The organism is Desulfosporosinus paludis (genome assembly GCF_045689965.1).
GTDB lineage: Bacteria > Bacillota > Desulfitobacteriia > Desulfitobacteriales > Desulfitobacteriaceae > Desulfosporosinus > Desulfosporosinus paludis.
Window position 1 is genome coordinate 3,077,966 of record NZ_CP144211.1, and the last position, 24,932, is coordinate 3,102,897.

Annotated in this window: 26 protein-coding genes and 1 pseudogene; 26 read left to right on the forward strand and 1 reads right to left on the reverse strand. The window is 45.2% G+C overall.

The genetic code is table 11. From position 1 onward, the window contains the following. Positions 1-232: 232 nt before the first annotated feature. The 22 genes and pseudogenes from rpiB to VZF35_RS15605 all read left to right on the forward strand — a co-directional run bounded on the left by rpiB (position 233) and on the right by VZF35_RS15605 (position 19,182). Positions 233-682 (forward strand): ribose 5-phosphate isomerase B, encoded by a 450-nt coding sequence (rpiB, locus tag VZF35_RS15500; protein ID WP_407306225.1) that lies wholly within the window; start codon positions 233-235, stop codon positions 680-682. 29 nt (positions 683-711) lie between these two features. Continuing rightward, positions 712-1,272 carry a TIGR01440 family protein gene (locus tag VZF35_RS15505; RefSeq protein WP_407306227.1) on the forward strand — a complete coding sequence of 187 codons (561 nt, stop codon included), beginning with the start codon at positions 712-714 and terminating at the stop codon, positions 1,270-1,272. Between the two features lie 23 nt (positions 1,273-1,295). After that, positions 1,296-2,552: a serine hydroxymethyltransferase gene (gene glyA, locus VZF35_RS15510; RefSeq protein WP_407306229.1), complete on the forward strand. Its 1,257-nt coding sequence runs from the start codon at positions 1,296-1,298 to the stop codon at positions 2,550-2,552. A gap of 17 nt (positions 2,553-2,569) precedes the next feature. After that, positions 2,570-3,205: a uracil phosphoribosyltransferase gene (upp, locus tag VZF35_RS15515; protein WP_407306232.1), complete on the forward strand. Its 636-nt coding sequence runs from the start codon at positions 2,570-2,572 to the stop codon at positions 3,203-3,205. Continuing rightward, entirely contained in the window at positions 3,202-3,675 is a 474-nt protein-coding gene (locus VZF35_RS15520) for a deoxycytidylate deaminase (RefSeq protein ID WP_407306234.1), read from the forward strand. The genes upp and VZF35_RS15520 overlap by 4 nt, the downstream gene beginning before the upstream one ends. 56 nt (positions 3,676-3,731) lie before the next feature. Beyond that, positions 3,732-4,853, forward strand: coding sequence for a non-hydrolyzing UDP-N-acetylglucosamine 2-epimerase (gene wecB, locus VZF35_RS15525; RefSeq protein ID WP_407306236.1), 1,122 nt, complete (start codon positions 3,732-3,734; stop codon positions 4,851-4,853). Positions 4,854-5,053: 200 nt separating this feature from the next. Next, positions 5,054-5,284 carry an AtpZ/AtpI family protein gene (locus VZF35_RS15530; protein ID WP_407306238.1) on the forward strand — a complete coding sequence of 77 codons (231 nt, stop codon included), beginning with the start codon at positions 5,054-5,056 and terminating at the stop codon, positions 5,282-5,284. Positions 5,285-5,669: 385 nt separating this feature from the next. Continuing rightward, the gene (gene atpB, locus VZF35_RS15535; protein ID WP_407314636.1) at positions 5,670-6,392 is read left to right on the forward strand and encodes a F0F1 ATP synthase subunit A; all 723 of its coding nucleotides are present in this window, start codon (positions 5,670-5,672) and stop codon (positions 6,390-6,392) included. A 97-nt stretch (positions 6,393-6,489) separates the two neighbouring features. Further along, positions 6,490-6,723, forward strand: coding sequence for a F0F1 ATP synthase subunit C (gene atpE / locus VZF35_RS15540; protein WP_308892790.1), 234 nt, complete (start codon positions 6,490-6,492; stop codon positions 6,721-6,723). 111 nt (positions 6,724-6,834) lie between these two features. Next, positions 6,835-7,332 (forward strand): F0F1 ATP synthase subunit B, encoded by a 498-nt coding sequence (gene atpF, locus VZF35_RS15545; protein ID WP_407306241.1) that lies wholly within the window; start codon positions 6,835-6,837, stop codon positions 7,330-7,332. Beyond that, positions 7,329-7,895, forward strand: coding sequence for an ATP synthase F1 subunit delta (gene atpH, locus VZF35_RS15550; protein WP_407306243.1), 567 nt, complete (start codon positions 7,329-7,331; stop codon positions 7,893-7,895). Before atpF ends, atpH begins: the two co-directional genes overlap by 4 nt. Positions 7,896-7,899: 4 nt before the next feature. Continuing rightward, positions 7,900-9,408: a F0F1 ATP synthase subunit alpha gene (gene atpA, locus VZF35_RS15555; RefSeq protein WP_407306245.1), complete on the forward strand. Its 1,509-nt coding sequence runs from the start codon at positions 7,900-7,902 to the stop codon at positions 9,406-9,408. Between the two features lie 24 nt (positions 9,409-9,432). Beyond that, complete coding sequence (gene atpG / locus VZF35_RS15560; RefSeq protein ID WP_407306247.1) at positions 9,433-10,278, forward strand: ATP synthase F1 subunit gamma; 846 nt, start codon at positions 9,433-9,435, stop codon at positions 10,276-10,278. Positions 10,279-10,316: 38 nt separating this feature from the next. Further along, positions 10,317-11,714: a F0F1 ATP synthase subunit beta gene (atpD, locus tag VZF35_RS15565; RefSeq protein WP_407306249.1), complete on the forward strand. Its 1,398-nt coding sequence runs from the start codon at positions 10,317-10,319 to the stop codon at positions 11,712-11,714. Positions 11,715-11,717: 3 nt separating this feature from the next. Beyond that, positions 11,718-12,124, forward strand: a pseudogene (locus VZF35_RS15570) (F0F1 ATP synthase subunit epsilon). Between the two features lie 534 nt (positions 12,125-12,658). Beyond that, positions 12,659-13,318 carry a YwmB family TATA-box binding protein gene (locus VZF35_RS15575; protein ID WP_407306251.1) on the forward strand — a complete coding sequence of 220 codons (660 nt, stop codon included), beginning with the start codon at positions 12,659-12,661 and terminating at the stop codon, positions 13,316-13,318. 113 nt (positions 13,319-13,431) lie between these two features. Next, positions 13,432-14,682: a UDP-N-acetylglucosamine 1-carboxyvinyltransferase gene (gene murA, locus VZF35_RS15580; RefSeq protein ID WP_407306253.1), complete on the forward strand. Its 1,251-nt coding sequence runs from the start codon at positions 13,432-13,434 to the stop codon at positions 14,680-14,682. 264 nt (positions 14,683-14,946) lie between these two features. Continuing rightward, entirely contained in the window at positions 14,947-15,882 is a 936-nt protein-coding gene (gene spoIID, locus VZF35_RS15585) for a stage II sporulation protein D (protein ID WP_407306255.1), read from the forward strand. Between the two features lie 80 nt (positions 15,883-15,962). Then, positions 15,963-16,628, forward strand: a complete 666-nt coding sequence (locus VZF35_RS15590) for a murein hydrolase activator EnvC family protein (protein ID WP_407306257.1) — start codon at positions 15,963-15,965, stop codon at positions 16,626-16,628. A 136-nt stretch (positions 16,629-16,764) separates the two neighbouring features. Next, positions 16,765-17,013, forward strand: coding sequence for a sporulation transcriptional regulator SpoIIID (spoIIID, locus tag VZF35_RS15595; protein ID WP_009619498.1), 249 nt, complete (start codon positions 16,765-16,767; stop codon positions 17,011-17,013). 202 nt (positions 17,014-17,215) lie between these two features. Continuing rightward, the gene (gene mreB, locus VZF35_RS15600; protein WP_308892800.1) at positions 17,216-18,199 is read left to right on the forward strand and encodes a rod shape-determining protein MreB; all 984 of its coding nucleotides are present in this window, start codon (positions 17,216-17,218) and stop codon (positions 18,197-18,199) included. A gap of 254 nt (positions 18,200-18,453) precedes the next feature. Next, a complete protein-coding gene (locus tag VZF35_RS15605; protein WP_407306260.1) occupies positions 18,454-19,182 on the forward strand; it encodes a WecB/TagA/CpsF family glycosyltransferase in 729 nt (242 codons plus the stop codon). Between the two features lie 92 nt (positions 19,183-19,274). On the opposite strand, the gene VZF35_RS15610 is transcribed toward VZF35_RS15605, so the two are convergent. Next, positions 19,275-20,378 (reverse strand): glycosyltransferase, encoded by a 1,104-nt coding sequence (locus VZF35_RS15610; RefSeq protein ID WP_407306262.1) that lies wholly within the window; start codon positions 20,376-20,378, stop codon positions 19,275-19,277. A 158-nt stretch (positions 20,379-20,536) separates the two neighbouring features. On the opposite strand from VZF35_RS15610, the gene fabZ reads away from it, so the two are divergent. Genes fabZ through VZF35_RS15630 form a run of 4 tightly spaced genes read left to right on the forward strand, consistent with a single transcriptional unit; the run spans position 20,537 to position 24,932 of the window. After that, on the forward strand, positions 20,537-20,974 hold the full coding sequence (gene fabZ / locus VZF35_RS15615) for a 3-hydroxyacyl-ACP dehydratase FabZ (RefSeq protein ID WP_407306265.1): 438 nt from the start codon (positions 20,537-20,539) through the stop codon (positions 20,972-20,974). Then, the gene (locus VZF35_RS15620) at positions 20,971-22,791 is read left to right on the forward strand and encodes an O-antigen ligase domain-containing protein (protein WP_407306267.1); all 1,821 of its coding nucleotides are present in this window, start codon (positions 20,971-20,973) and stop codon (positions 22,789-22,791) included. Before fabZ ends, VZF35_RS15620 begins: the two co-directional genes overlap by 4 nt. A 24-nt stretch (positions 22,792-22,815) precedes the next feature. Beyond that, positions 22,816-23,187 (forward strand): hypothetical protein, encoded by a 372-nt coding sequence (locus VZF35_RS15625; RefSeq protein ID WP_407306269.1) that lies wholly within the window; start codon positions 22,816-22,818, stop codon positions 23,185-23,187. 44 nt (positions 23,188-23,231) lie between these two features. Then, the gene (locus VZF35_RS15630; protein WP_407306271.1) at positions 23,232-24,932 is read left to right on the forward strand and encodes a DEAD/DEAH box helicase family protein; all 1,701 of its coding nucleotides are present in this window, start codon (positions 23,232-23,234) and stop codon (positions 24,930-24,932) included.

Genomic DNA, 24,932 nt, shown 5'->3' on the forward strand with positions numbered 1-24,932 from the left:
GATGTCTACACTAGCGACGTTGTCGCTATTTTTTATACGGATCAGAAAGTACAACTTACGTTACATACTTACTGTAACATAAATGGAACTAAGGCAGCCGCCTTCGCCAAGGCTAACAAGTGCGAAGACACTGTCTTCGCACTTGTTAGCCAAGTTTTCTACAGGTTTTTGCAGGGATTTCGTAACTAGTTGTAGAACTCACTGATTACATAGAAGAGATGGAGGAATTGACGTGAGAGTTGTGCTAGGAGCAGATCATGGTGGATATGAACTTAAAGAGGCCATTCGTACCCACTTAGAGGCACAAGGTATTGAAATTCAAGATGTAGGGACTCATTCAAACGAATCTGTAGATTATCCTATGTATGGTTTTGCCGTAGGTAATGCGATCATTAAGGGCGAAGCTGATTTGGGGATTGCTATTTGTGGAACGGGGCAGGGTATTTCCATGGCCGCAAATAAACTTCCAGGGATTCGCTGCGCCGTCTGTACTGAGACGTTTTCTGCAAGGATGGCCCGAGAACATAATAATGCTAACGTGTTAGCCTTAGGCGGCAGAGTAACAGGTGTGGGACTTGCGCTTGACATAGTGGATATCTTTTTAAAAACGGAATTTGCTGGAGGGAGACATGCTCGGCGTATCAATCTGATCACTGAAATTGAACTCAGCAAGAAAATCTGAGCCTCAGTCATGGAAGGAGGATTTTGCTCGTGGAAAAAGATGCTTCGCAAAAGCTTCAAGAATTGGCGAAAGACTGGGAAGAGATATTGGACGGTTTCTTTCAACAGGTAACGATGCGTTCAGAGCAGATCCTCGTTATAGGGTGTAGTACCAGTGAGGTGTTTGGGCACCGGATCGGGCAAGGAAGCAGTTTGGATGTTGCCGAGGTATTACTGCCGCCATTATTGGATCATGTCCGTAAGAAGGGTATTTATTTAGCCGTCCAAGGATGTGAACATATTAATAGAGCTCTAGTGGTAGAAGAAACCTGTGCCGAACGCTATGGCCTAGAGATCGTTACAGTACGTCCTGCGCTGCATGCCGGAGGAGCAATGACGGTTAAGGCCTGGGAGTTGTTCTCTTCACCGGTTATGGTTGAATGCATACAAGGGCATGCAGGTATTGATGTCGGAGATACTTTTATCGGCATGCATTTGCGTCCGGTCGTAATTCCTATAAGGATCCATGTTAAAGAACTAGGAGAAGCTCATTTAACTCTGGCCCGCACCCGCCCGCGCCTTATTGGTGGTCCCCGGGCAGTGTACGAATAACTTAACGATAGGAGCGAAACATCATGGACTATGTCAATCAATGGGTAAAACCACAGGATCCAGAAGTTGCGAAGGCAATCGAACAAGAGGAGAACCGCCAAAGGCAGACGATTGAACTAATTGCTTCTGAGAATTTTGTCAGTCGGGCAGTTTTAGCGGCCCAAGGATCAGTTCTTACTAATAAATATGCCGAAGGGTATCCGGGAAAACGATATTATGGTGGGTGTGAATACGTTGATGTCGTTGAAAATATAGCTAGAGACCGTATCAAAAAAATTTTTGGTGCAGAACATGCCAATGTTCAGCCTCATTCAGGATCTCAAGCCAATATGGCAGTCTATTTTGCCGTGTTAAAACCCGGAGATACCGTTTTAGGTATGAATCTATCTCACGGGGGACATTTGACCCATGGCAGCCAAGTAAATATCTCTGGAGTTTATTTCAATTTTGTGCCGTATGGGGTTGATGAGAAAACAGAACGAATTGACTACGAAATGGTTCGGAAGTTGGCTCATGAACATCATCCTAAGTTGATCGTTGCAGGGGCAAGCGCCTATCCCCGGGTTATAGATTTTGTCAAATTGCGAGAAATCGCCGATGAAGTTAACGCTTTATTTATGGTCGACATGGCTCATTTCGCAGGGCTTGTGGCTGCCGGCTTCCATCCATCTCCGGTGCCTTACGCTCATTTTGTGACTTCGACAACTCATAAGACCCTGAGAGGTCCGCGCGGAGGATTAATTCTGTGTAAGGAAGAATTCGCCCAGGCAATTGACAAGGCTATCTTCCCTGGAATTCAAGGGGGCCCGCTAATGCATGTTATCGCTGCTAAAGCGGTGGCCTTTGGAGAAGCCCTTAAGCCGGAATTTAAAGAGTATCAGCAGAGAATTGTAGAAAATGCCCGAGCTCTGGCCGAGGCCCTTGTGGAAAAGGGATTCCGATTAGTGTCGGGAGGAACGGATAATCACCTTATGCTTGTGGATGTGCGGCCAAAGGGATTAACGGGGAAAGAGGCTGAGCATATTCTCCACGAAGTAGGTATCACGGTCAATAAAAACACGATACCGTTTGAGACAGAGAGCCCCTTTGTGACCAGTGGAATTCGGGTCGGTACCCCAGCGGTTACCTCTCGGGGCATGACCCCACAGGCAATGATTCAAATCGCTGAGGCAATAGACCTTGCCTTGACCTCACATCACGAACCTGATAAACTAGCGAAGGCACGGGGAATTGTCAGTGCTTTATGTACTGAGTATCCCTTATACGCTAATTTAGATTAGGAGTTGAAACCAGTACCATGGCAAAGGCAAAACTTCAAGTTCTAGACCATCCACTAATTCAACATAAGTTGTCCTTAATTCGCGATGAAAAAACAGGTTCAAAGGAATTCAGGGAACTTGTAGAGGAAGTTGCGATGTTGATGGCCTATGAGGTAACCCGTGATTTTCCCCTTCAGGAAGTCGAAGTGCAAACTCCGGTGGCGCTTGCCAGAACCAAAGTGATTGCTGGTCGAAAAGTTGGCTTAGTGCCTATACTTCGTGCAGGGCTAGGAATGGTTGATGGTATGCTCCGGCTGATTCCTGCGGCAAAGGTCGGACATGTTGGACTGTACCGGGATCCGGAAACTCTGTCTCCTGTCGAATACTATTGCAAACTTCCCAGTGACATCGCTGAACGGGATCTGATCGTTATTGACCCGATGTTGGCCACAGGGGGTTCAGCCTCAGCTGCCATCATGTTCTTAAAAGAGCGCGGTGCTAAAAATATTAAATTAATGTGTTTGATTGCTGCGCCTGAAGGTATAAAAGCTGTGCAAACTGCGCATCCTGATGTTGACATTTTTGTTGCAGCGGTCGACGAACGACTGAACGATCATGGATATATTATCCCCGGACTCGGCGATGCAGGGGACCGCTTGTTTGGAACAAAATGAAGGTTCAGGGAAAACGCCCAAGTTGGGACAGCTATTTCATGCAAATGGCCCATGTAGTTTCAGAGCGCTCAACCTGTTTGCGGCGTCAGGTTGGGGCAGTGATGGTCAAGGACAAGCAAATCTTGTGTACAGGATATAATGGGAGTCCTTCGGGACTCCAGCATTGCGATGAGATCGGTTGTTTACGGCAGAGCTTAAGCATCCCTTCTGGGGAACGCCATGAGATCTGCCGTGCTGTACATGCGGAGCAAAACGCCTTGGTACAGGCTGCCAAGCATGGAGTAGCTATTACAGGAGCAGACCTTTATACAACTCATCAGCCTTGCGTTCTTTGTACGAAGTTGCTGATTAATGTTGGAATTAAACGAGTGTTCTACCATTATCCCTATCCGGATCAACTGGCTGTGGACATGGCTAAGGAAGCAGGACTTGAGTTGATACACTTTGAGGAAGATATCTCAAAGTTATAGCATTTTCCTCATCCCTCCTAATCAATTGATGATATTCAATCGAAGGGAGTAAACATGTGATCAATCGAAAAAAAGTGATGGTGGTGTTTGGCACACGCCCAGAGGCAATCAAGATGGCTCCTGTGATTCAGGCTCTTAGGCAAAATGAATCAATTCACTGTCAGATCACCGTGACGGCTCAGCATCGTGAGATGTTAGATCAGGTTTTAAAATTGTTTAAGATGGTTCCTGATTTTGATCTCAATCTTATGAAGCAGGGGCAAACGTTAACGGAAATTACAACACGTGCCCTTAATGGGTTACGGGAGGTTTTTCAGCGCGAAATACCTGATCTTGTTTTGGTACACGGAGATACAACAACCACATTTGTGGCCGCTCTGGCAGCTTTTTACTCTCAGATCCCAATTGGACATGTAGAAGCTGGTTTGCGTACAGGCAATAAGTATTCGCCTTTCCCAGAAGAGATGAATCGCAGGCTGGCAAGTGTTTTGACGGACTTTCATTTCGCTCCGACTGAAACGGCTCAAAGAAATCTCTTACAAGAAGGAATAGCTCCAGAAAAAGTCTTTGTAACGGGCAACACGGTGATCGATGCTTTGTTAGCGACGGTAGAGCCGAATTATAGCTTTCTTGATCCTGAAATCCAATCCATTGTGAAGCAGGGGGAAACCTCCCGGATGGTTCTCGTCACAACCCATCGAAGGGAAAATCTCGGTGAACCGATGCGTCAAATTTATCAGGCTCTGAAAAGTATGCTCGAGGCCTTTCCCGATACCCATGTTGTGTTCCCAGTCCATAAAAATCCCAAGGTCCGAAAAGTAGTGACTGAGGTATTGGGGAATAACCCTAGAGTCTTTCTTATTGAACCCATGGACTATGAGCCATTTGTAAATCTAATGGCACGTTCGCATTTGATCTTGACAGATTCAGGTGGGATTCAGGAGGAAGCACCTTCATTGGGGATACCAGTTTTAGTGGTCAGGGATACAACTGAACGGCCTGAAGCTGTGGAAGCGGGGACTGTTTCACTTGTTGGGACTGAATACGACAGCGTTTTTATGGAACTGAAGCGCCTTCTAAGCAGCAAAGACGCTTATCAGAAAATGGCAACAGCTAGTAACCCTTATGGAGATGGACATTCCGGAGAACGAATCGCTAAAATCGTCATAGGAAATTGAATATGACGATAGAAATATACTATGTATAAATAAGCACAAAGTCGTGCTAAAGTATGTTACAATAAGGAAGAAATCAATGAAAACTATCAGAAGAAGACTGAAGAGAATATTATGAATAATCTTGCTAGTTGACAAGAGCAGGAGCTAGAAGTTCAACCTCGCGAAAGTAGTTACAAGTACATAGAAAAGGGCGAATAAATGTGGCGGGGAAAATAAGATCATGGCAAAAAGCAGTTGCCATAGGCTCGAGTATTGCGACTACGTTAGCTGGACTTGTCGGAGGGGGATTTTTCCTAGGGCGCAATCTTGATGCCCGTTGGGGAACTTTTCCGTGGTTGACTATTGGCTTAATGTTAGGTGGGCTGGCATTGGGTGCAATTTCTTTAGTAATTAGTTTAAAAGAGTGGGCAACTGATGATAATAAGAAGTAGCTTAATAGCCTTTTGGAGCGGAACTGCATGTATATTACTGGGATTCGCAGTAACGGGTTATCAAAATTTGCTGGGCAGCCTAATTGGGTACTGGACTGGGTTCGGCTATACAATATGGGTTTACCATGATACGCTGATTAGTTCAGAGCTTGATATTCGTTCAGCAATTAGCAAGATGCGCCGCAGCTTTTTTTCGCGATTAGGAGTGGTCACACTTGTTGTCGCTGCTGTTGGGCGCTTTCAAAGAAATTGGCTTTTGAGTTTAGCTTTTGGGATTGCTGTGGGGTTGATTGTTTCATTCATCACCGTTGCAATACAAAGAATTCAAGGAGAAAGGGGGAGGAAAAAAGTGGGTGAAGAAACAGTTCTCTGGCACTTAGGGAGTATGACCTTTCACGCGAGAACCTTAGTCAACACTTGGCTTGTGATGGCTGCTATTCTAATTTTTTGTTTTTTAGGGGTCCGACATCTCACCAGTGGCAAGCCAGGTAAAATGCAGAATGTTTTGGAATGGATTGTAGATTTTGTCAAAAACTTAGTATCTGATAATATGAACTATGAACAGGGGCGCCCGCTTCTGGGCTATTTGCTAACGTTGATCATGTTTGTCTTCTTTTCCAATATGGTCAGTGTGATCCCGAACTTAACGTTTGGACTTTTTGAACATTTTGATATACACTTTGCCCAGTTGGACAAAATCTTTGATGCAAAAGAATACTTTTCGGCGGCACCCACCTCAGATATCAATGTTACAGGGGCTCTAGCTTTGTTAACCATTTTAATGGTTATATTTTTGGGAGTCAAAACCAAAGGGCTTCATTATTTCCATCACTTTGTGGAACCGTTCAAGGTATTTGCGATCATTCACATCATCGATATGCTTGCTAAACCATTGACGCTTGCCTTTCGTCTATTTGGGAATATCTTTGCAGGCGAAATTCTCGTCAAGGTTATTTGGATGCTGCCGGGATTCAGTGTTCTTCCAGGGATAATACCGCAGGTAATTTGGCTGGCCTTTAGTATCTTTATTGGAGCCATTCAAGCATACGTGTTCACGGTATTGACGACAGCTTATATATCTCAGGCTGTGACACCCTCAGAACATTAAGTCATTAATTTCATGGGTTAGTTTTCAGTGATGCTCAGTAATCACTGAGGGAATAATTCTTAATATTTATCGGAATTAAGAAAGGAGGAAAATCTTTATGAATCCGCAAGCTGCTGCTGCACTTGGTGCAGGAATCGCTGCTGGACTTGCAGCCTTAGGTGCATCAATCGGTAATGGTAATGTTATTAGCAAAACGGTGGAGGGCATTGCTCGTCAACCAGAAGCTAAAGCTACATTACAATCCACCATGTTCATCGGTGTTGGCTTGGTTGAGGCTTTGCCACTCCTTAGCTGGGTCGTTGGTCTGTTGCTGATGTTTACTGTGAAGTAAGTTCGTTTGATGGGCTAACGGATTACGCCTATCTTAATCAAGGGGGGACGCAAGTTCCCCCTTGAAAAAAATCATCCCGACGTCAATCAGACTCGAGAGGGGGGTAGACCATTGGGTGGGAATCCTATTCAATTTGACTATACGTTAGTGGCTACGGTCTTATCGTTCCTGTTACTCGTTTGGCTGCTTAAAGCGAAGGCATGGGGCCCGTTGATGTCAATTATGGAAGAAAGACGGACTCATATTGAATCCATGATTTCTCAGGCAGAAAATGAACGAAAACAGGCTGAGCAAATAAAACGCGAATATCAAGAAGAGATGCGTAAGGCTCGTCAGGACGCTCAAGAAGTGATAGCAAAAGCCACAAAGGTGAGCGAACAACGTGCAGCTGAAATCTTAGCTGAATCCCACGAGGAAGCTGAGAAAATCAAGAAATCTGCCCTTGTAGATATTGAACGCGAACGAGATCGCGCGATTTCCGAAGTTAAGTCACAAGTTGCAGATCTTTCAGTTCTTGTGGCAGAAAAGATTATTCGTCAAAAACTAGATATTAAGGGTCAAGGAGATCTAATTGAACAATTCATTCAAGAAGTAGGGGAAATGCAATGATAAATGGATCACTTGCTCGCAGGTACTCTCAGGCCTTGTTTGAAATTGCTTCCGAGACCTCCCTTGATACCATAGATGCTGATCTGCGTGAACTTACAAAGCTAATAGAAGAGAATGAACAAGTTAAAAGTACCTTACTTCATCCTCATATCTCGTTGAGTGTCAAAAAGTCCATTATGGATAAATTATTGGGAGATGAATTTGGTGAAGTAACACGTCACTTCTTCTATTTGTTAATTGACAAGAAGAGGGAAAATCTCTTACCGTTCGTTCAGCGTGAGTTTTCGAGGTTGGCGGATGAAGCCCGTCAAGTTGTGGAAGCCAAAGTCGCTAGTGCCATTGAACTGAGTGCTTCTCAGCTTGATGATCTCAAGAAGGCCATTAGTCGAATGACAGGAAAAGACGTCCGCATTAAAAGCGAAGTTCGAGGTGAACTCATAGGTGGGGTTCTCATACAGATCGGAGATCGTGTGATGGACGGAACCATAGCTCATGCTTTGACAAAAATGCGTGAGGATTTACGCAGAACCTCAGAGAAACCTCAGGAAGTAGGGGTGAAATAACAGGATGAACTTGCGGCCAGAAGAAATCAGTTCTATTATCAGACAGCAAATTGAACGCTATGACTCAGCTGTCGATATCGTAGATGTCGGGACAGTTATCCAGGTTGGAGACGGAATCGCTCGTGTTTATGGTTTAGAGAAGGCCATGGCCGGTGAACTTTTAGAGTTTCCTGGTAATGTATATGGCATGGCAATGAACCTTGAAGAAGATAATATTGGTTGCGTTATTCTTGGGCCCTTTACAGGGATTAAAGAGGGCGATCAAGTTAAGAGAACAGGACGGATTGTGGAAGTTCCTGTAGGCGAGGCTTTAATAGGCCGCGTTGTTAATGCTCTTGGTCAGCCCATTGATGGCAAAGGAGAGATCGTGACCGATAAGTTCCGTCCGATTGAATCTCCGGCATCAGGGGTTATTGCGCGGAAATCCGTGCATGAGCCTATGCAAACCGGCCTTAAATCGATTGATGCGATGGTTCCGATTGGTCGTGGTCAGCGTGAGTTAATTATCGGTGACCGCCAAACAGGTAAAACTGCCGTAGCTATCGATACGATCATTAACCAAAAAGGTCAAGATATGATTTGTATTTACGTAGCTGTTGGTCAAAAAGCATCCACAGTTGCCAGCGTAGTTCAGAAATTAGAAGAACACGATGCAATGAAATACACGATTGTCGTAGCTGCTACCGCTTCTGAATCTGCACCAATGGTCTTTATCGCGCCTTACTCAGGTGCTGCAATGGGTGAAGAGTTCATGTATAACGGCAAGCATGTTCTGATTATTTATGATGACCTTTCCAAACAAGCGGTTGCTTACCGTGAACTTTCACTGCTGCTCAAACGCCCACCCGGACGTGAAGCCTATCCTGGAGACGTTTTCTACCTCCACTCCCGCCTCTTGGAGCGCGCTGCCAAGCTTTCTGACGAACTTGGCGGAGGGTCAATGACGGCACTTCCGATTATTGAAACTCAGGCGGGTGACGTTTCAGCCTATATTCCTACTAACGTTATTTCCATTACTGATGGTCAGATCTTTTTGGAATCAGACCTCTTTTTCGCCGGCTTCCGGCCAGCGATCAACGTTGGTCTTTCCGTTTCCCGGGTAGGTAGCAGCGCACAAGTTAAAGCTATGAAACAGGTTGCTGGTCAGCTTCGTTTGGACCTCGCTAGCTATCGTGAATTGGCAGCATTTGCTCAATTTGGTTCTGACTTGGATAAAGTTACCCAAATGCGTCTGAATCGTGGAAAACGGACTATGGAAATTCTTAAACAAAATCAGTATGCCACAATGCCCGTTGAGGAAGAAGTTGTCGTTATTTATGCGGCGGTTAAAGGGTTTACTGATGACATTGATGTTGAGAAAATTGGGAAATTTGAACAAGAATACCTGCGCTTCATGCGCTCCGTAAAGGCTGACCTGTTGGCTAAAATACGCACCGAGAAGGCGCTCTCCAACGAAATGACCGCCGAACTTGAGAAAGCCATTAATGAATTCAAACAGGGGTTTGTGGCCTAGATTAAAAAGGAGTAGGTGAATGAGGTGGCAGGAGTACGCGATATTCGTCGCCGGATCCGCAGCGTACGCAATATGCAGCAGATCACCAAGGCGATGAAAATGGTTTCCGCGGCCAAACTCAGAAAAGCCCAACAAAAACTTAACGCTGCCCGTCCATATGCCCGCCAATTGCAAGGGGTCTTGGAACGCCTATCACAGGCTCCCGTGGATACAGTTCATCCGCTTTTAGTCAAGCGGCCTGTGCAAAAGGTGGTTTATGTGTTAATTACGTCAGACCGTGGTCTCTGCGGAGGGTATAATGCGAACCTGATTCGGAAGACCAGTGGTTTGATTGCCGAAACACCGCAAGAAGTTAAGTTGGTGACGGTAGGCCGTAAAGGTCGGGATTTCTTCCGACGCGGTAAAATTGAGTTTTTGGCTGAGTTTGTAGCGCTTGGAGATGATCCAAGTTATAATCAAGCGAAAGAAATAGCGCAGGAAGTGGTGCGACTTTATGTGCAGGGCGAAGCGGATGAAGTTTATCTCATGTATACTGAATTCGTAAGCGCAATTAACCAGAGACCCGCACAAGTCAAGTTACTTCCGATCGAAAAGCCGGAAGGCAAACATGGTAAACAGTATATTTTTGAACCGTCGCCTGATGAGATCCTTGCAAGTTTGTTACCGAAATATGTTGAGACACAGATCTTTCGCTCAATCCTTGAAGGAAAAGCAAGTGAGCAAGGGGCTAGGATGACGGCTATGAGCGCAGCAACAGATAACGCTAGGGATATGATTGACCGTTATACGCTGGCTATGAACAGAGCCCGACAAGCGGCGATTACTAAGGAAATATCTGAAATTGTCGGTGGAGCAGCTGCTTTAGAGTAAAAGCTGCCGGAAAAACCCAATAAGGAGGTTTCGCGCCTGTGAAGAACGGCAAGGTTTTGCAAGTTTTGGGACCGGTAGTTGACGTTGCGTTTGCGCCCGATGAACTGCCGGCGATATATACAGCCATTAAGGTTGTGGTTCCCGAGAAGAACATTAATATTACTTTAGAAGTAGCTCAGCATCTCGGGAATGACACAGTACGTTGTGTTGCCATGTCCTCGACCGATGGTCTGCAAAGGGGCATCGATGCTATAAACACTGGTGCACCCATTACAGTCCCCGTCGGATCGCCGACCCTAGGACGGATGGTTAGTGTCTTGGGAGAGCCTATTGATAATGCAGGGGATGTTAAGTCCGATACCAATTATCCTATTCACCGTCCAGCTCCGGCTTTCGAAGATCAAGAGCCTTCTACCCGTATATTGGAGACCGGTATTAAAGTTATTGACTTACTAGCTCCGTATTCTAAGGGTGGAAAGATCGGACTCTTCGGCGGTGCCGGTGTTGGTAAGACAGTTTTAATTATGGAACTCATTAACAATATTGCTAAACAACACGGTGGTATTTCCGTATTCGCCGGTGTTGGTGAGCGGACTCGTGAAGGAAATGACCTTTACCACGAAATGAAAGAGTCTGGCGTTATCGATAAGACCGCCATGGTGTTCGGTCAAATGAACGAACCACCCGGAGCTCGTCTACGGGTAGGCTTAACAGGTCTGACTATGGCGGAATACTTCCGTGATGAACAAGGTCAAGACGTGTTGCTCTTTATCGACAACATCTTCCGCTTCACGCAAGCTGGATCTGAGGTTTCAGCTCTGCTCGGCCGGATGCCTTCGGCCGTTGGTTATCAACCAACGTTGGCAACAGAGATGGGTCAACTGCAAGAGCGGATTACCTCCACTCGTAGTGGGTCTATTACATCCGTACAAGCTATTTACGTGCCTGCTGATGACTTGACTGACCCTGCTCCGGCAACAGCATTTGCTCACTTAGATGCTACAACGGTTTTGTCCCGGGCCCTTACTGAAATTGGGATTTACCCTGCTGTGGACCCCTTGGACTCAACATCACGGATTCTTTCACCATTAGTGCTTGGTGAAGAGCATTATGCTGTTGCGCGTCAAGTTCAGCAAATTCTGCAAAAGTACAAAGAGTTGCAGGATATCATTGCAATTCTTGGTATGGATGAGCTTTCTGAAGAAGAAAAACTTATCGTAGCGCGGGCTCGTAAAATCCAACGTTTCTTGTCTCAACCATTCAGTGTTGCAGAAGTATTCACAGGGACTCCTGGAAAGTATGTGCCCTTGAAGGAAACAATTCGTGGCTTTAAAGAAATTGCGGACGGGAAATACGATGACATTTCAGAGGCAGCCTTCCTTATGGTGGGCCCCATTGAAGAGGTTATCGAAAAAGCCAAGAAAATGGGGGCGTAAGCCATGGCTGGAACATTTGCACTTCGCATTGTTTCCCCAGAGGGAGACGTTCTGAAAGAAGATGTAGAGTTTGTTGTACTTCCCGGGGGGCAGGTGAGTCAGGAATATTACCTAACCACGCACCCTTAATTGCAGGTCTTAGTATTGGTGTTGCGCGTTACACGCTCAACGGCACAATCAAGCGAGTTGCTTTAGCAGGCGGATTTGTGGAAGTTGCTGACAACGCTGCAACTATCCTTGCAGACACTGCAGAATTGAGCGAAGAAATCGATCTTCAACGTGCCATTGCGGCGAAAGAACGTGCGACTAAGCGTTTGTCGGCACCTAGCAGTGATATTGACGTAAAACGTGCAGAGATCGCCATGCGCAAAGCTGTGGCTCGTATAGGCGCCTCGGAAGACAAAAGATAAGTTAAGCGACGTTCATTTCAATGATCTTATCTTAACGCTGAAAAACTGTATTCATTCATATGCCAAAAGGGCCCCTTTGGGTCCTTTTTTCTACTGTCAGAAGGTATAACTTCGTTAAATACTTTCTACAGGTCCCTTCTCGTCATCCTTGGCTTTAGGGACACTCGGTCATCCATGGCCTGCGCATAAGCGCAACTAGGCGGCCGCCTGCCAAGTTTTCCTTATTATCATCGCCATTACCGACTGATCTCTGATTCTTAAATGTAACTGCTGCAGGACTCAGATAGCTGTTGAGATATAGCGGCAGCAGCTATTTGATAAAGGATAAGTCTCAATTTATACAGTTAGGTTAGTTTTTAAAAGAGATTTGTTAATCATATACAGTGTATTGGAATTTGAAACAATTAAAAGAACCATAATAATGAATAAGTCAGAGTAACTAAAGAGAAAATTTATTGAGCTCGCAATAATTACGTTAGCTTTCTCACGATTTGGTAAAACTAAAGATGAGTAAAGGTGAGAAAGAGGTTCATCATGTTGACATTTACGACTCAATATTCCTTGAGGGGCTCTTCAAAAATAATAGTTGTTGCCCTGGTATGCTTTATGGTACTTAACTTGAATGCTAACGTTTCACTGATTAGGAATCAAACACCAGTAGAACATCTTACCGACACTACGATCCCCCTGCTCTTAAATTCTCAGCAGGTTGCAAGCAAAAAAGCAACGGTTAAGATGGTCATATGGTTCGATGGCACTAAAGGTACGTTTGATCAGTTGCCAGATCCTCCATTAAAGAATTGGACGTGGGACTATAAAGAACTACAAGCAGGAAATGGCAAAAAAGCAATTACAATATCCGGGGAAAGTATTCTTGATAAAAGTGAGGAACATCAGGTATATACATGGTATACTATAATGGCTCAAAACATTGCCAAGGAAGGTGGCAGGATTTACTTAGACGAACGAATTCCAGAAAGACTTGATATTTCAGCTTTTTTGAGTCACATTCAAGCACAGCCGGTTGAGTGGGCCCTTTCTGATAACCTGGTTTCTATTGCGGCTTGTGAACCCCAAATTAATTCAAGTGTGAAGGTTGGAAATGATAGGATTAATCTGCAACTACTTAGTCGTGGAGAAGTCTCAAATGGACAAACGGTTTTAGCAATCCCAGTGTTATTAGAAGAATTTTAAGATCGCTTTTAGAAGAAATAAGTCGAAATCATGCAGGAGAAATTACTAGGTAGAGAGAATAATAGTTAGCTGTGCTATTCATTAAACCTAGAACAAGGGGGTGTCTTCAAAATTTGAGTAAGCTTAAAATCACTGGTGGTAAACAGCTTGAGGGGACGATTACCGTAAGTGGAGCTAAAAATGCTGTACTGCCGATTATAGCTGCGAGTTTGCTTTGCGCCGAACCCATTCGACTAGAGGATGCTCCAGATTTATTAGATGTAAACGTTATGAATCAAGTGATTTCGGCTTTGGGGGCCAACGTTACGCGCAATGGCTCAACTCTTAATATCCAAGCCAGTTCGATAGAATGTATCGAGGCACCGTATGACCTAGTTTCCCAGATGAGAGCGTCTATCGTTACGATGGGTCCACTTTTGGCCCGACAAGGACATGTGCGTATTTCTCATCCAGGGGGATGTGCCATCGGTTCCCGTCCAATTAACTGGCACCTTAAAGGCTTAGAGGCTTTAGGTGCTGAAGTTAAAATGGATCATGGTTTTCTTGATGTGTCCTCTAAAGGGCTCAAGGGTGCCAGGATTTACTTAGACTATCCCAGCGTTGGAGCTACGGAAAACATAATGATGGCAGCAGCTTTGGCTCAAGGAACGACTTTAATTGAAAATGCTGCTCAAGAGCCGGAAATTGTGGACTTAGCAACCTTTCTAAATGAAATGGGGGGAAAAGTCCGCGGTGCTGGGACGAGCATCATTCATATCGAAGGGGTTCGTGAATTGCACGGTACGACGCATACCGTAATACCTGACCGAATCGAGGCGGGGAGCTATCTGCTGATGGTCGCAGCGGCCGGTGGAGATGTTTTGGTACAGAATGTTATAGCGGATCATCTTAAGCCATTAATGGCTAAAATGGAAGAGTCAGGAATTCACATGTCCGAAGAAGGGGATGGGATTCGAATCAGTGGAGATGGAATTTATAATGCGGTTGATATAAAAACCCAGGTTCACCCAGGATTCCCCACAGATCTGCAGGCTCCCTTTATGGCATTTCTTACTCGGGCAAAAGGTACAGGGTTAATAACGGAAACAGTGTTCGAAAACAGGTTCATGCATGTTGACGAATTAAAGCGGATGAGAGCCGAGATCAAAATCGAGGGAAGAAGCGCGGTGGTACAAGGAATCCAACGCCTTAATGCCGCTCCTGTCACAGCAACCGATTTAAGAGCTGGAGCTGCCTTGATATTGGCTGCCCTGACGGCCGAAGGGACTACAGAAATCCGAGGAATTCATCACATCGATCGTGGATATGAAAAGGTAGAAGAAAAACTTTCCCGCATCGGGGGAAATATTGTTCGTGAAGATTAATGCATTTATTTCTAACCTATAAACAAAGATGGGGTGATAACAAACGTATTTGTTATCACCCCATCTTTGTTTATACTAACCAGAAAGTATAAGAGCAACTAGGCAACCGCCTTCGCCAGAGGCTAACAAGTGCGAAGACAGTGTCTTCGGGCACCAACCAAGTTTTCTTTATGAGACCTGACTTCTTCTTTTTAATTCGTTCAGCCATATTCGAAAAGCTTTCAGCATAGATTGTAAAAAGGCTTGGACAATTGGAGGGATAGAATGAAAAGGGAATGGGTGTGGCTTATTGCACTTTCATTATGTATCGTCTTAATAATCCCTTGGAGTGTATTACGTTGGCAGAAAGAGAACGTGACAACAAACGATGTGCAAATTCGAGTATTAATGTCTGATGGAAAAGTTTCTTCAATACCGCTTGAAGAGTATCTCCTGGGCGTTGTGGCAGCAGAAATGCCGGTGGAATTTCAGCTGGAAGCATTGAAGGCTCAAGCAATAGCTGCACGGACCTATGCCGTTAAACAATATGCGAAACGGGCGTCAGCAAATAGAGAGTATGATGTGGATACCACAGTTCAGACACAAGCCTGGTTATCGGATGCCCAAATCAAAGAAAAATGGGGTTGGTTAAATTACATGCGCTATCGTGGAAAATTGCAAAAGGCAGTGAATGAGACCCGTGGCCTGGTGCTCGTGGCCAATGGAGAGTATATTGATGCATTTTATCACAGCAGCAGCGGAAGAAAGCCAACAGAGAGATCCGAAGAGGTATGGAGTTCTCCTCGTTCCTATTTGCAAAACGTAAGTTCAGGGGAAACGAATTTGGAACGTTATGTGAAAAGCTTTAGCTTTAGTAAAGAGGAACTGAGTAAAAAACTGGCTATTTCCAATATATCCCATAGTTTCAGTGAAGGGGACTTCCATATATTGAGCAGAACCTCGGCAGGAAGAGTCAAGACAGTACGGGTTTTAGGCAAAGTATTTGAGGGAACCCAACTGCGAACGTTGTTGGGCTTGCCTTCCACAGACCTCGAGGCAATCGTTCAAGGAGATCATCTCATAATCACAGCGTATGGTAATGGTCATGCAGTAGGAATGTCCCAATGGGGAGCGAATGATATGGCGGGGAAAAACATGAAAGCAGAAGAAATATTAGGGCATTTTTACCCAGGGGCGAAAATTATTAAGATAGAGCCTTAGATGAGAATTGAGAGTCATCAAGGTAGAGGAACGACTAAAAGCTGGAGGATTCGGCAACGATAGTTCTTGAGGTGAGTGGAATGATTCGTTGGAAAGGATCCTGGAGCTGGATTCTGGTCTGGAGCTGCTCGCTCCTAATGGGAGGCCTGATTCTCTGCGTGGGTTATATCGAGGCATTATCAAATGTATCTAAAAAAAGTGGGCCAGAATTGATGAAACAAAAGGCTCAGCCAGTGGTTGCACAAGGAATAAGCCCAAATCAACAAAGTCCAGCAACAGGACTAAACGTAGAATCAAAAACTCAGGAATTGGCAGGAACGACGAAAAGCCCTCCCGAATCTATTGCGGATTTTCCAAGCCCTGTTCATGGAAAAGTTCTGAGAGGAATCGGAAACTATTACTCTGAAACTTTAGAAAGCTATATTTTTCACTCAGGACAGGACTATTCAGAACCTGAGGGGACAATCATTCGCGCAACTCATCGGGGTAAGGTCGTATATGCCGGGACAGATTCGCTCTTAGGACAGAAAGTCGTTCTAGATTGTGGGCATGGTTGGGTGGTCACCTATGGAGGTTTGGATAATCTTCGGGTCAAGGTTGGAGAGACTGTTGAAAAGCAAGCAGCGTTAGGGCAAGTAGGATTTTTCCCAGGAGGAGAAGGGGTCAATCATCAATCCCAACTCCATTATGAGGTATGGCATGACAATAAGGTTCAAATTGTTGGAACAAGTGAAGGTGCGATATAATTTACAATCCGTTGGAAGGACTAAGATTGACAGAGAACACAGTATTTACCATATGAGGACATCCATTTATGGATGTCTTTTTTTATTAAGAATGCATATAAATGTACTACACATGTGGACGAAAGGAGGACTCTGCGTGCAAGAATATATTCGCAAACGGGTACTCGATATAGGGACTTATATTTTGGAATCGAGTGCTACAGTAAGGCAGACGGCTGATGTTTTCGGTGTATCAAAGAGTACTGTACATAAAGATGTGACGGAACGGTTACCCTTAGTCAACGAGAAACTGTCCATGGAAGTCAAACACATTCTAGAAACAAACAAGGCAGAACGTCATATTCGAGGAGGAGAGGCAACTAGAAAGAAATATCAGGAGAATTAACAGACCATTGGAAGATAAATTGGGAGATAAAGGAACAAAGAGAACGTGTAAAAAAGTTGTGAATCACAAAGGATTTAGCGATTAAATCACGAATTTATTAGTAAAAATAGCAGATCTCCCGTAAGGGAGATTATGCTATTTGATGATATATTTGGAATCAAAACTGGACAAGCTATTGATGATGAAAGGGGTATCTCCGCAAATGTTTGGAATAGACTTAGGAATAGATTTAGGAACAGCAAGTGTCTTGGTTTATGCCAAGGGAAAAGGGATCGTGCTGCACGAACCTTCAGTAATAGCTATTGACCGCAACTCGACGAAACGAATTGCGGTGGGAGAAGAAGCCCGCTTGATGATTGGGCGTACCCCAGGAAATATTGTGGCGGTTCGCCCGATGCGTGATGGGGTAATCGCTGATTATCAGACGACCGAACTCATGTTAAAATACTTTTTAGAAAAGGCTGGGGCGAAGCGATTGCCCTTTTTCAGAACGCGTGTCGTCGTCTGTATTCCTTCAGGGGTGACCGAAGTGGAACAAAGAGCCGTAAAGCAAGCGGCTTATCAGGCTGGAGCTAAAGACGTAAAGGTGGTTGAAGAACCCTATGCAGCGGCATTAGGCGCAGGTTTAGATATTTCTGGGCCAACTGGAAGCATGGTGGTAGACATAGGAGGCGGGACCACGGATATTGCGGTCCTTTCTCTTAATGGAATTGTAGCAAAACGCAGTCTCCGTGTAGGGGGCGACAAATTTGATGAGGCCATCAGTCGGTATATTCGGCGAGAACACAATTTAATGATTGGAGAACGTACGGCTGAAGAAATTAAAATTGCCGTTGGGGCTGCTATTCCTGAGGGGCGTCCTGCAGCGGACATTGATGTTCGTGGTCGGGATTTAATCACAGGGTTGCCTAAAACTGTGAAGGTTAATTCTCAGGAGTGCTATGTGGCCTTGGAAGAATCGATTGAGGCTATTGTCGCTGGAGTTAAGGAAGTCCTTGAGCGGACCCCTCCTGAACTATCTTCGGATATTCTTGACAAGGGGATTATCATGACTGGAGGGGGTTCGTTGATTTATGGTTTCGATACCCGCCTCTCCCGAGAAACAGGGCTTCCGGTCAGCATAGCAGAAGATCCTATCTCCTGTGTAGCCCTGGGTACGGGCAAAGTATTAAATGGGTGCTTTTAGGCTAGAATTTCATAGATTCATGCACTAGCTTTACCTGTTGTCCGAGGTAAGTGCCCTCATCCGAATAAGGGTTATGTTCGGATAAGGGTTCCTTTCCTTGGACTTTGTCATTAAGGGGAAATCGCTTGTTCCCTCCACTATCAAGGTTGAGGGTGGATTATTGTCAAGGTCCGCTGGATTCCGGATAATAATCAGAGCATAGAGCAATGAGAGTGTTCAAATAGGATAAGTATCTTAGCGAAAGGAAGATTCTTGTGAGAGTGACGATTCTGGGGGTAACCGTAGATACATACTCCATGTCGGAAACCGTTGAGAAAATAGGATGTGCGGTTCAAGACAGGAGGGCATTGCGCGTTGTTACTGCGAACCCCGAGATGATTTATGCTTCTGAGCACAATCCCGAACTTAAGCAAGTTATAAATTCAGCGGACATTATTACTGCTGATGGCATTGGCGTAGTTTGGGCTGCCCGAACGTTGGGGACCCAGGTTCAGGAACGTGTAACCGGAATTGACTTGGTCCAGGCAATTTTTCCAGCAGCCTCCGCTGGAAAGTGGCGGATGTATTTCTTAGGTGGGAAACCAGGAGTTGCGGAACTAGCCGCTTACAAGATTTCTACGGACTACCCTGGAATTAAATGTTGTACAAGGCATGGTTATTTTAGCCCTCAGGAAGAGCAGAAGATATTGCAAGAAATTCGTCAATTTCAGCCGGATGTTCTGCTCGTTGGCTTAGGTGCTCCAAGGCAGGAATTTTGGCTTGCCGAACATCCAGACTTGGCGAAGGTAGGTATTGGTGTAGGAGGAAGCTTCGATGCGCTTGCAGGGGTAGTCACGCGTGCTCCCAGGCGAATTCAGGAGCTTCACCTGGAATGGCTTTACCGTTTATTGAAAGAACCCTGGCGTTGGAGACGCCAAACAGTTTTACCACGCTTTATGCTTAGGGTCCTCTGTCAAAAGGTGAGGTATTCTTCGAACTCTTAACATTTCGGCATTGATTTAAAAAGGCAAAAAGACGAGTTGGCATAAACGCAACTCGTTTTTTGCTTAAGGTAGTTTGTATAAGAGGCGGTCAATTAGCTAAGTAAGGACTTATACACTTCTTCGGTCGCCCTGACCATACCTTCGATGGAAAACTCCAGCCAGCGCCTATTCCCAGACGAAACTAAGGACTTAGCTCGACCAGAGTTTTCTAGAATTGAGGTGCAGGCCTGAGCGAGTTCCGCTGCATTCCCGGGTGTTACAAGTAACCCGTCTTGTTCTGAACGGACAACCTCCGGAATTCCCCCAACTGCACTGGCCACGATTGGTACGCCCATTTGCATGGCCTCAAGAAGGACCAGGCCCATGCCTTCACTTATGGAAGGCAGTACGAAGAGGTCCATTGTCGGGAGTGCCTCGTAAGCCTTCGGAAGGTAGCCTGTTAAAGTATAAGGAAGGGAAGCCTTCTTAAGTTCGGACTCCAGAACTGATCGTATCGGTCCGTCTCCAATCATCAATAGGTGAAGTTTCGGAAATTTTTCGATAAGTTGGTGAGCTGCCTGAATTAAAACGATTTGTCCTTTAGTGGGGTGCAAGCGGCCAATGGTTCCCAGAACGAGAGCATCGTCGGGAATTCCCCATTGTTTGCGAAACTGGTTCCGTGAAAAGGAATAATCGGCTTGGGGTACAGGGGCTTGCCCGTTATAAATGGTTTTTATGTGTTTTCCGCCTCTGGAAGCGACTTCGTCGGAAAGATATTGGGACACGGTGATAATGCCCGTAGTCAATGGGAGAGTGATACGGTCAAGCCCAAGAGCAAGACGTGCCGACCGTGGGGAAAGATAGTCATGAGCGAGAGAACTGTGTACGGTGGTTACATTGGGCAGTCTGAGAAGTTTAGCTCCAACTCTTCCCAGAAGATTGGCTCGAGAGCCGTGAGTATGGATAAGGTCAATGTCTTGTCGCCGAATCCAACGCATAAGGCCGGGGAGGAGGGAAAGGTCAAGAGGGTGGCGCATGGCAAAGGTTTGAGTCTGGATTGTAGGTTCAGCTAAAGCCGCGAATGGCCCTGGTGTAAGGCAGATTAAGTAAGGGGAAAATCGAGAGCGGTCTAAGTTTTCCAGTAAGGTCAGGACATGCTGTTCAGCGCCGCCGATTTCTCCTCCGCCAATAATATGTAAAATTTTGTACTTTTCCATAAGAGTTGTCATCTTCCCTTCAACCGGAAACTTGGGTATACTAGGTATAAGGGTTAAGGTATTAATCTATAAGAACAGAGAACTATCTATTCTCATGATATGATAAACGGATACCTAACTGCAAGCATCCTATTGGATAGATTCGAGGAGGAATTTTAGTGCTTCAAAGTCAAGAGATCCAGGAGATTATTCCGCACCGTTTCCCTTTTCTATTAGTAGATCGTATCATAGAACTAGAGGAAGGGAAAAGGGCCGTTGGCCTTAAGAATGTCTCGATTAATGAACCTTTTTTTCAGGGACATTTCCCTGGACATCCTATTATGCCAGGTGTTTTAATTTTAGAGGCACTGGCTCAAGTTGGAGCCGTAGCCATCTTAAAAAAACCGGAGTATGCCGGCTTCTTAGGGCTGTTTGCCGGTTTAGATGAAGTTAAAATACGAAGGCAAGTGATTCCTGGAGATCAGTTACGTCTAGAGGTTGAGGTTGTTAAATTGCGCAAAACTTTTGGAGTTGCCAAAGGCAAAGCATATGTGGGGGAAGAGCTGGCTGTCGAAGGGATCTTGAAATTTTTCCTTGAGAAGAACGCTGAGCAGTGATTGGACTAACAAAACAACAGGTCACCAAAGCTAGGAGCAAAACAGAACGCCTCCTAGCCTTTTTTTTAATGTTTAGTGTGATCTATGGCTTATATTTTGCACAGGGATGGTTCTTTTTGGCGTTTGCCTTATCACTCTATACTTTAAAGTCTTACCCCTCAAGAAGAATTAAGTCTCTTTTAAAACTAAAGGTCACAGCAAGTTCGACGGATGTCCTGTTTTTAAGTATGATCCTATGCTCTGCGCTCGGTCTTATTTATCCGATCCGAGTAAAAGATGGCTTGATTGAAGTCATACGCTGGGGCATTTTATGGTATATATTTCGCCTAGGGGGAAGGATTTCTGAAGATGAATTGGCTAAAGAACGTTTAGCCCAATGGATAGTGTTCATCGGATTAGCAGTAGCATTCTGGGGATGGCTTCCCTGGGCCGGAAAAATTGGTGGCCGGTTAAGTTCTGTGTTCGGATATTCTAATGCAACAGCCGTATTTTTAGGTGCAGCTCTCTTACTTTGTTTGAACCGTAAAGCAGTGAAACTATTCTTAGGAATATCCTTATTATGTACAGGCTCTCGTGCGGGGGTGGGCCTATTATTAATAGTTTATCTAGGGCAACAGGTTTTGAGCTGGATTGAACAAGGATACCTTTATTCCTTTTTCGGGCAACAGCGCCCGAGAAGGACAGGAACCTTACCTAGACTGTCCGTTAAAATTGGGGCGATGTTCCTGGGAATTGTCGGTTTAATCTTGATGGCATTTCGATATCGGTCTGCTTGGGAGAATCTTATAACATGGGGATTTTCCTCTACAAGCTGGTTGGAACGACTTGCCTATTATCAGGACGGGCTTAGAATGGCCTGGTATTTCAGGGGATTCCCTCGAGCTGGAGGGTGGATGGCCTTTCCGACAGTTCAACACGTTCCATACTGGACTTCAGATCCGCATTCAGGTTTTATCAATGTTTTACTGAATCAGGGGATTTGGGGAATTATTAGTATAGGAATATGGGGCGGTTTCACACTCTATGATTTTCTGAAAAATCGAGGGAAAAGGATTCAGCGACATAATTCTCCTCGAGAACTTCAGAAAGCTTCAATTGAGGATCGGCTGTGGATGGTTTTGATTTTTCTAATGGCCCATAGCCTCATAGACGCAGATTTTTCTTTTGGTGCCTTGGGATGTTTGTTTTGGATGCTTTTTGGGTGTCTTCAGAAGAACGGCTCCCATACGTTCGTTGTCTCCTTTGAAAGAAGCACTTTTGGCTTTAATATGTTAACTAAAGGTATTCTTATGCTAAGTCTTTGCATGAGTCTTATTAGCGGATATGCCCTTGTCAATCCTTCTTTCCTAGAGAGGGAACAGGCATGGAATAAACTAGCTCTTCAATGGCTTGAACGGGACCCGGCTAAAAGCAAGGTTTTTTGGGAGCAAAGTTTAAATTGGGATCAGACACAGATAACCATTTTAAGAAAACAGGCAGAGCTATCATTCAGGCATGAGGATACAGACAACGGCTTGAAACATGTAGAGAAAGCACTTTCTTGGCAGCCATTTGACTTAGAAGCGTATGAATGGGCCCAGTCCCTTGTTTGGGAAGCTGCCGAGAAGAAACGCTCGACACAGCCAGAAGTTGCTAAAAGGCTCTATCAATGGGTAGAAAATGTCCCTCGGAGAATTGAAGAACGTATGGGGCGCCTTAATAACTATGACAGGAGCCTTTGGAAAGGTTACGAAGAATTCCGTCCGTCACAGCATATCAACCTTTTAGCTGAATATGCACGTCAAAGACAATTCACGCAACCCCTGCCGAAAACATAAGTTGTAAGCAGGAGGTGAGTCAGGATGCTTTTATGGGGTCTTGTCTTAGGGTTAATTATCTTATTGTGGAACATGAATTCTCAATGGGAATGGAATATTCCGCCGAAGCTTGAGAGATTTCTTCAATCCATGAAAGAAGATCTTAGCCATGGTACACATAGGTTATATTATGACTGGAAAGAATCAGGAGAGAATGAACTTGAGAAGGATTTCGGAGACCTTCAGAAAAGGTTTCCTCATCTGAGGGAAAAATATAGAGTTCCTGTTTGGGTTGAAGTTCGTATAGATCAAAGCACGGTAGTAGGGCCAAGAGAGAAATACTTAACTTGTTTGCAGCGTCGGTTTCCGGATATTGAAATTTATACAAGTCAACAGGGTGATGGCAGTGGCGATTAGAGAGCAATAATCGTCGAAGGGGAGAATAAGAAAAGAGGGTTCCTATGCGCTTTTTCCTGACGTTAAATGAGGGTGGCGACGTCAGCTTCTCTCCGTTTCGAGAGATGGACAAGCTAAATTCTGGTGTCAGCTATCTGAATACACCGCTGCCCCTATCAGTGATTCAAGCCCTTCAAGATCAAATGCAAAGGCGGACATTTTTCGACCTTTGCTCTAGAGGAAATAAGTGCGATCGTTCCAAAACAAAGGTCCTTAGGGTGCTTAGAGAACAGAATTGGTACAGCCGGGACCTCATTTGGGAGGAAAGTATTGTTTCATCAAGTCTTAGGGTGCCTGAAGGGGTAGAAATGACAGATCCCCATTATCAGGCCTTTGATCGTCTTGTTCGAGGCAGACAACTTTCTCTTGGGGATCTAAGAGCATTGTCCTTTGAGCTTAAGCTGGAAGAGGGGACAATTATTAGATTTGCCCATGTTAACGTTGAAAGGAAGAAGGCTGAGTGGGTCCCTGCCGTGAAACCCCAAGGCAGAGGCTGGCAATGTCAACGTTGCGGGGAAAGAGATGTCGAAGAGTGGCCGAGCTATTTTGGAAGGGCTGCAACTTGTCCCAGTTGTAAGGCCCTCGGCTCAAGCACATCCCTGGAAGTTCTTTATCGTGACCATCGTACACTCCTTGAGGACCATAAAGAGGTCTCCTTTCATCCTCATTGGCCGTTGACCGAAGCTCAACGGCTTGCAGGCGAACAAGTCTTGGAATTTATGAGCGATGTGTCTCAGAACAAAGCACTTCTCTGGGCGGCATGCGGTTCAGGAAAGACAGAAGTGTGTTTTCCCGCCGCTGTGTGGGCACTCAATCAAAGAAAATCAGTGCTTTTTGCTGCGCCTCGTCAAGACGTTATTCATGATGTAGCTCCAAGGCTGAAACGAGACTTTCCCGGACTTTCCATTCAAGTGCTGATGGGCTCTGCTCCCATTAGATTCCAAAGCGGCGGGATGGTTTTAGCGACAACCCATCAAGTCTTAAAATTTTGGCGGGCGTTTGATGTCATTTTCCTCGATGAGATGGATGCCTTCCCTTATCAAGGAAGCCGTGCCTTAGAGTGGGGGGTAACTCAGGCCTTACGTCCCGACGGAAAACTGCTTTATCTGACGGCTACACCCTCAGCCCAGGGGTTGAAGGAGGTTCAACAAGGGGATATGCGTCTTATCCAACTTCCTGCGCGCCATCATCGCTTCCCGCTGCCTGTACCCACCATCGAAAGATATCCCCATGCCTTCGATTTAAAAGAGAATCCCACGCTTAACAAAGGTTGCTTTGAAGCATTACGTCAAGAGGGACCAATCTTGGTATTTGTTCCTAAGATTTCCTGGATTCAGCCGTGGATCAATCATTTTAGCCGATATTTTCCTGGATGGCATATTGACGGCAGTTATAGTTCTGATCCAGGACGCTTGTCCAAACTTGAAAAGCTGCGTCAAAATAAATTCGATCTCTTTGTCAGTACAACCATTCTAGAACGAGGGATAACTCTTGAGCGGATACAGGTTGTGGTCCTTGCCGCCGATCATTCTATATTTGATGAACGTGCGCTGGTCCAGATGGCTGGAAGGGTGGGAAGAACTCGAGAAAACCCGGTTGGGAGCGTAGTCTTCATGTCTCAACTGGAGTCACCGAGCATGAAGACGGCAATTCGTTGGATTGAAGCGCAAAATCGGTTAGCTCTGGAACGGGGGCTTATTGATTGA

Bases quoted from the DNA above. Each gene is read 5' to 3' on its own strand.
- atpH (WP_407306243.1), top strand. From the start codon at position 7,329: ATGATAAATGGATCACTTGCTCGCAGGTACTCTCAGGCCTTGTTTGAA.
- atpB (WP_407314636.1), top strand. From the start codon at position 5,670: ATGACCTTTCACGCGAGAACCTTAGTCAACACTTGGCTTGTGATGGCT.
- upp (WP_407306232.1), top strand. From the start codon at position 2,570: ATGGCAAAGGCAAAACTTCAAGTTCTAGACCATCCACTAATTCAACAT.
- spoIID (WP_407306255.1), top strand. From the start codon at position 14,947: ATGAAAAGGGAATGGGTGTGGCTTATTGCACTTTCATTATGTATCGTC.
- VZF35_RS15610 (WP_407306262.1), bottom strand. From the start codon at position 20,378: ATGGAAAAGTACAAAATTTTACATATTATTGGCGGAGGAGAAATCGGC.
- VZF35_RS15630 (WP_407306271.1), top strand. From the start codon at position 23,232: ATGCGCTTTTTCCTGACGTTAAATGAGGGTGGCGACGTCAGCTTCTCT.
- glyA (WP_407306229.1), top strand. From the start codon at position 1,296: ATGGACTATGTCAATCAATGGGTAAAACCACAGGATCCAGAAGTTGCG.
- VZF35_RS15575 (WP_407306251.1), top strand. From the start codon at position 12,659: ATGTTGACATTTACGACTCAATATTCCTTGAGGGGCTCTTCAAAAATA.
- VZF35_RS15520 (WP_407306234.1), top strand. From the start codon at position 3,202: ATGAAGGTTCAGGGAAAACGCCCAAGTTGGGACAGCTATTTCATGCAA.
- mreB (WP_308892800.1), top strand. From the start codon at position 17,216: ATGTTTGGAATAGACTTAGGAATAGATTTAGGAACAGCAAGTGTCTTG.
- VZF35_RS15625 (WP_407306269.1), top strand. From the start codon at position 22,816: ATGCTTTTATGGGGTCTTGTCTTAGGGTTAATTATCTTATTGTGGAAC.
- atpA (WP_407306245.1), top strand. From the start codon at position 7,900: ATGAACTTGCGGCCAGAAGAAATCAGTTCTATTATCAGACAGCAAATT.
- atpE (WP_308892790.1), top strand. From the start codon at position 6,490: ATGAATCCGCAAGCTGCTGCTGCACTTGGTGCAGGAATCGCTGCTGGA.
- VZF35_RS15590 (WP_407306257.1), top strand. From the start codon at position 15,963: ATGATTCGTTGGAAAGGATCCTGGAGCTGGATTCTGGTCTGGAGCTGC.